Annotated in this window: 5 protein-coding genes; 4 read left to right on the plus strand and 1 reads right to left on the minus strand. The window is 68.4% G+C overall.

The annotated features are described in order from the left end of the window. Positions 1-64: 64 nt before the first annotated feature. Positions 65-1,705, plus strand: coding sequence for an SDR family oxidoreductase (locus Q0L54_RS09895; RefSeq protein ID WP_296667707.1), 1,641 nt, complete (start codon positions 65-67; stop codon positions 1,703-1,705). A gap of 60 nt (positions 1,706-1,765) precedes the next feature. Continuing rightward, on the plus strand, positions 1,766-3,007 hold the full coding sequence (locus Q0L54_RS09900) for a hypothetical protein (RefSeq protein WP_296667710.1): 1,242 nt from the start codon (positions 1,766-1,768) through the stop codon (positions 3,005-3,007). 30 nt (positions 3,008-3,037) lie between these two features. Here the strand turns inward: Q0L54_RS09900 and Q0L54_RS09905 are convergent, their stop codons facing one another. Beyond that, a complete protein-coding gene (locus Q0L54_RS09905) occupies positions 3,038-3,304 on the minus strand; it encodes a hypothetical protein (protein ID WP_296667712.1) in 267 nt (88 codons plus the stop codon). Positions 3,305-3,528: 224 nt separating this feature from the next. On the opposite strand from Q0L54_RS09905, the gene Q0L54_RS09910 reads away from it, so the two are divergent. Continuing rightward, a complete protein-coding gene (locus tag Q0L54_RS09910) occupies positions 3,529-4,506 on the plus strand; it encodes a glycosyl hydrolase (protein ID WP_296667714.1) in 978 nt (325 codons plus the stop codon). A 78-nt stretch (positions 4,507-4,584) separates the two neighbouring features. Continuing rightward, a partial coding sequence (locus Q0L54_RS09915) for a glycoside hydrolase family 13 protein (protein WP_296667716.1) occupies positions 4,585-5,954 on the plus strand: 1,370 nt, incomplete at its 3' end.

Here is a 5,954-nt window from a genome sequence, read left to right on the forward strand (position 1 = left end):
CGCAGGCACGTCGTTCCTCCACTGCGCGACGAGGCGCGGATGCTGACGCGACAGGAGCGAGCGAGTGAAGCGTACTGACGACACCTCCAGCGACTACGGTTCCGCGGAGCTTCTCCCCCTCAGCAGCCCATTCGGGTCCGAGGAGTCCCTGCGGGCCGTGCCTTCCGCCGATGGAACGGCGCCTCGCGTACTGGTGCTGGGCGCCACGGGGTACATCGGTGGACGGCTCGTGCCCCGGCTTCTCGAGGGTGGCTATCGGGTCCGCGCGCTCACGCGGTCGCGGGCGCGCATCGAGGCGCTTCCGTGGGCCGGTTCCGTCGAGGTGGTGGAAGGCGATGCCGCCGACTCGGACGCGATGGACCAGGCGATGCGTGATGTCGACATCGTCTACTTCCTCGTGCATTCCATGACCAGTGGGCGCGACTACGGGCGACTCGATCGGGCCATCGCCATCAACGTGGCACTCAAGGCTTCCGCTCATCACGTGGGCCGCATCGTCTATCTGGGCGGACTCCACCCGGACGACGTGGAGCTCTCGGCACACCTCGCATCGCGGAAGGAGGTGGGCGACATACTGCTCGCCTCCGCCGTGCCCACCATCGTGCTGCAGGCAGGCGTCGTGATCGGCGCCGGTTCCGCCTCGTTCGAGATGATTCGCCACCTCACCGAGGTGCTGCCGTACATGCCGGCACCGAAGTGGGTCCGCAACTTCATCCAGCCGATCGCTGTTCGTGACGTCATCTACTACCTGTTGGCGTGTGCCCGCGCCGAGCCCGGCGTGAACCGCGCCTACGACATCGGTGGACCCGATGTGTTCCGCTACTCGAAGATGATGAACGGGTACGCCCTCGAGGCGGGACTGCCACAACGACACATCGCCGCACTGCCTGTGCTGACGCCCGGCCTCGCGTCGCACTGGGTCGGGCTGGTCACGCCGGTGCCGCGCCAGATCGCGCGACCCCTGGTCGAGTCCCTTCTTCATTCGTGCGTGGTGAAGGACGATGCGATCGACGATCTCATTCCTCCCCCGCCTGAGGGTCTCACCGGGTACCGCGAGGCGGTGCGCTGGGCGCTGGGGCGTATCGAGCTGGACCAGGTGGAGACGAGTTGGCTGGACGCGCGCGTCTCCGGCGCTCCTAGCGACCCCATGCCCAGCGACCCCGAATGGGCGGGACGCACCGTCTTCCAGGACGAACGTACGCGCGCGACGACGGCGGACCCGGACGCGGTCTGGAAGGTCATCTCCCAGGTGGGCGGGGCCACGGGCTGGTACTCCGCATCCGTGCTGTGGGCGACGCGAGGCTGGATCGACCGCCTCGCGGGCGGCATCGGATCTCAGCGCGGGCGCCGCACCCTGAAGCAGGTGACCGTAGGCGACGCGATCGATGTCTGGCGTGTCGAGCGCGTCGAGCCCGGAAGGCTCTTGCGCCTCCGCGCTGAGATGCGCGTACCAGGCGCAGCCTGGCTCGAGCTCGGCGTGCGGCCTACCGACACGGGGTCGGAATACCGTCAGCGCGCGGTCTTCTTCCCGCGCGGTCTGACGGGGCGGCTGTACTGGCTGTCGATGCTGCCCTTCCACGGATTGATCTTCAGCGGCATGGTCAATCGAATCGTGTCCAACGCCGAGCACGCGGAGCCCGCCGCCGAGCCTTCGACCGCCCTTACCCCGGAGCCGCTGGACGCCGAGACTTCACGAAGGTCCTAGGCGGACCGGCGGCCACGCCTGGGCAATGGAGAATCTCCGGAGCGTTCTGCGAGAATCCAGGTGACAACCCGAGCCCTGATGCAGACGTGGGGAGGCGCGGCGGTGGCCACCTTCGACGGCGTCGACCTTGGACTCGAATCGGGCGGCGGAGCACTCATCCACGTGAAGGGTTCGTTCCACGGCTCGGCGACGGTGATCGACCGTGAGGGGCGCGGCGAGGTGATCATCCCCGCGAGCGGGCACGTCGCCGTGGTGCGCGGACTCGCGTGCAGCGGCTTCGAGGAGGCCGTCGAGACCGCGCGCGACCTGACTCGACTCGTGCTCGAACCGCTCGTGAGCAGGGGAAGCATCGACGTCGAAGCCACGATCGAGGATCACCCCATGGTCGCATGGTGGCCGAGCGCCGCGGGCACCACGATCCGCGTGGTCGGCTCCGCATCCTGGGCGCCGGCGCCCCCTCGCCCCAGAGACGGCGCCCGTGTCGCGTTCGAAACAAGAAATGCCTACCCCGCGCAGGGCACGCCGTGGAGCGATGCGCTTCGCCTTTATCGCGTCTCGGAAGCCTCCGACGACGCCGAAGACGCCACCGCTCATCTTTACCGCGCTCTCGCGACCGTGCTGGAGACCCGCGTCCACGTCTTTCGCGCCGAGAGTGAGAGAAGTTGGCTGCTCCGAGCCCTCGTGGTGGAGAACAGGGACCTGGATCTTGCCCCCTACGCGCCTCCCACCAGCACCAAATCGCCACCAGAGGCGATCCGCGACGAGCTGTACGGTGATCTGCGGCGGGCCAGCCACCCCGGCGTGCACGAGTGGCGCGATCTGCTGCCGGCGGTCCGGAACCCCCATGGGCACGGCGCGTCCGCGCACGCGCGCTACGCCGCGCTGTTCAGGCAGTTGGCCCGGGCACATCTAGGGCTGACGTTTCCGTCGATCGCCGCGACGGCGGCAGAGCGGCGCGCGCCGCTTCGGTCGAGGCTCAGCCGATCGGTGGTGTGGATCGGCGAGGAGCGGACCGGAAGTACCGGCGCCGTCGGTGCAAGACTGCGTCTACCCACGCGCGACATGAGCCGCACGGCCGACGCCCGCGACCATGCCGTGGTGGGTAAGACCACGGACCTGGCGGTCGCCGCGGGGGTGGGAACGATGCGCTCGTTCGGGACCCTGGATCACGAGCGGGTGACCAGCGCAACGAACCTGTCGGGTCCGCTCGACGTCACAGGTGCGGACGCGATCGAGATCGTGGTGCGCGAGCCCGCTGCTGACATCCGTGCAGCGCACGCGTCGACGCAACCACGTGGCTAAGGCAGCTGGCGCAGGCAGCCCGCGGACGACTTAGCGGCCGCGCGCGCGGTTCCGGCCCACTCGCCCGCCGAACCAGCTGTCAGGCATGAACCGCGACAGCACCAGGAGGAGGATGATCCCGAGGAGACCGTATGCGATGACCTTGCCGATCCCCGAGTCGGGCTGCGACGCCGCCCATGCTGCGGCCGCGCCACCCACTGCCAGGACCAAGACGATCCCGAGCCAGCGAGCCTTGCGAGTGCGGCCCATGCCGCCCTTCTCCTCCGAAGCCGGAGTCAAGCCCTCGTTGTTCGCCATGATGATCTCCTTCGCGATACACAGATGCAGTCAGCGATCGCTGCACGGCACGCGGAGATCATACTCCCATCGGCACTGGATCAGAGATTTCCCGACCGTCTGGCCGCGGCGTGGCCTCGGGGCCGTCCCGGCGGGTCGAGCATCGAGTCACGCGTCGCATCTCGCAGGAGCGATGGGGCCTCCGCGCACCTGCGGTAGAGCGGCTGCTCTGCCACACTGAGCCCATGCTCAAACTCGAGACGCATTATCTGTGGGATTCGTGGATCGCCGACGACGGCGAGAACTACCACCTCTTCGTGCTCCAGGCCCCGCGTTCGATCGGAGGCCCGGAGCACCGCCACCTGAATGCGACCGTGGGTCACGCGGTGTCGTCGGACCTCGTCAACTGGGACTATCTCGGCACCTGCCTGGGCCCCTCCGACGCCGGGTTTGACGACCTCGCGATCTGGACGGGCTCCGTGGTCCGGGAGCAGGACCGCTGGCGGATGTTCTATACCGCGGTGAACACCGGTGGACTGCACGTGTTCGACCAACGCGTCGGCTCCGCCGTGTCGACGGACCTGCATCACTGGGAGCGCGTGGGTGACGGCCCCGTTGCCGAGCCGGACCCACGCTGGTACAAGACCCTGGCGCTGGTGCCGCCGCCGTTCGAGACCGACGCGCGACTCGAGGGCCGTAGCGAGACCTGGCGCGACCCGCTGGCGATGAAGGACCCCGACGGCAACGGCTGGCATCTCTTGGTCACCGCGAGGTCCGCATTCGCCGGCCGCAACGACGACGGCGTGGTCGCGCACGCGACCGGCCCGGATCTGGACCACCTCACGCTCGGCGCGCCCTTATGTGAGCCGGGCGCCGGCTTCGGGCAGCTCGAGGTTCTGCAGAGCAAGCAGATCGACGGACGCTGGGTGCTCGTCTTTACCTGCCATCCGCAGGAGATGACGGACGAGCGCATCGCCCGTACGGGCCACTACTGCACCTGGTCGGTGCCCTCACCGGGGCCGCTCGGACCGTGGGACATCGACAAGGCGCGCCCCTTTACTGCGGAGCCGGATCTGTTCGCCGCGCCGCTCATTCAGCAGCGCGACGGCACGTGGGCGCTGGTGGGCTTCCGCAACACCGAGCCGAAGGGAATCGACTCGTTCTTCATCGACGATCCCATCCCGGTGACCCTGGACGACGAGGGCTATCTGATCGCGCGCTGAGCATCGCATCCGCACCTGGAAAGCGAAGGTGGCGTGCTCGGAGAGCGCAACCGCGTTCGCGCCACTAGCGTGATGCCTATGACCTCACTCCCCGATGCAGCCCCCGACTCCACCTCGACTCACGACGAATCGCCGGGGACCTCCCCAGCGGGATCGGACGTAGGCGCACCGCAGCCCGAGTGGTGGCGCTACGGCGTGGTCTACGAGGTGTATCCGCGCAGTTTCGCCGACGGCAACGGTGACGGCGAAGGGGATCTGCTGGGGATACGCAATCACCTGGGCTACCTCGCGGACCTGGGCGTCGACGGCGTGTGGATTGCGCCGTTCTACCCCTCGCCCATGGCGGATGGTGGTTACGACGTCGCGGACTTCCGGGACATCCACCCGATGTACGGCACCATCGCGGACGCGGACGATCTCATCGCCGAGGCGCAGCGCCTGGGCTTGAAGGTCGTCATCGACATCGTGGCCAACCACACGTCGAACGAGCACGCCTGGTTCACGGCGGCACTTGCCGCGGCGCCCGGGTCACCCGAGCGCGATCGGTACTTCTTCCGCGACGGCTCAGGCCCTGATGGTTCGGAGCCGCCGAACAACTGGATCAGCTGCTTCGGTGGCGCCGGCTGGACGCGCATCACGGAGGCCGACGGCTCGCCCGGGCAGTGGTACCTCCACTCTTTCGCGCCGGAGCAGCCGGACCTCAACTGGCGCAACGAGGACGTCCTCTCCGACTTCGATGACATCCTTCGCTTCTGGCTCGACAAGGGCGTCGATGGGCTCCGGATCGACGCGGCCCCCGCCCTGGCCAAAGACCCCAGCTTCCGCGACGCCGACTACGGCGGGGACCTGCGCTTCCTCACCCTTCAGTGGGAGAACAACCCGCACTGGGATGTCGACGATGTGCACAGCATCTTCCGACGGTGGCGCAGCATCGGCGATTCGTACGAGGGCGACCGCGTCTTCGTCGCGGAGGCCGTGGTCAACTCGAGCGAGCAGCTCGCCAAGTACCTCCGCTCGGATGAGATGCAGACGGCGTTCAACTTTCAGTACATGAAGAGCGCCTGGGAGGCGACGCCCCTTCGCGAGGCCATCGACGCGACGCTGCTGGCGCTCGAGCCCGTGGGCGCACCCGCGACGTGGGTCCTGGCGAGCCACGACGAGGTGCGACTCGTCACCCGCTACGGCCGCGCCACCACGGGCTCCGCGCACCTCGCCGACGGCCAGGGGGAGATCGCGGACATCGAGCTCGGAACGCGGCGCGCGCGCGCCGCGTCGATGCTGGCACTCGCGCTGCCGGGCGGAGCGTATATCTATCAGGGTGAGGAGCTCGGCCTGCCGCATGTAGACGACCTTCCCGACGAGGTGCTGCAGGACCCGATGTTCTTCCGCACCAACGGCGAGACCCGCGGGCGAGATGGCTGCCGGGTTCCGATCCCGTGGTCGGGCAC

The organism is Demequina sp., from assembly GCF_024642165.1.
Lineage (GTDB): Bacteria > Actinomycetota > Actinomycetes > Actinomycetales > Demequinaceae > Demequina.

Coding starts and splice junctions, on each gene's coding strand:
- Q0L54_RS09905 (WP_296667712.1), bottom strand. CDS start 3,304: ATGGCGAACAACGAGGGCTTGACTCCGGCTTCGGAGGAGAAGGGCGGC.
- Q0L54_RS09910 (WP_296667714.1), top strand. CDS start 3,529: ATGCTCAAACTCGAGACGCATTATCTGTGGGATTCGTGGATCGCCGAC.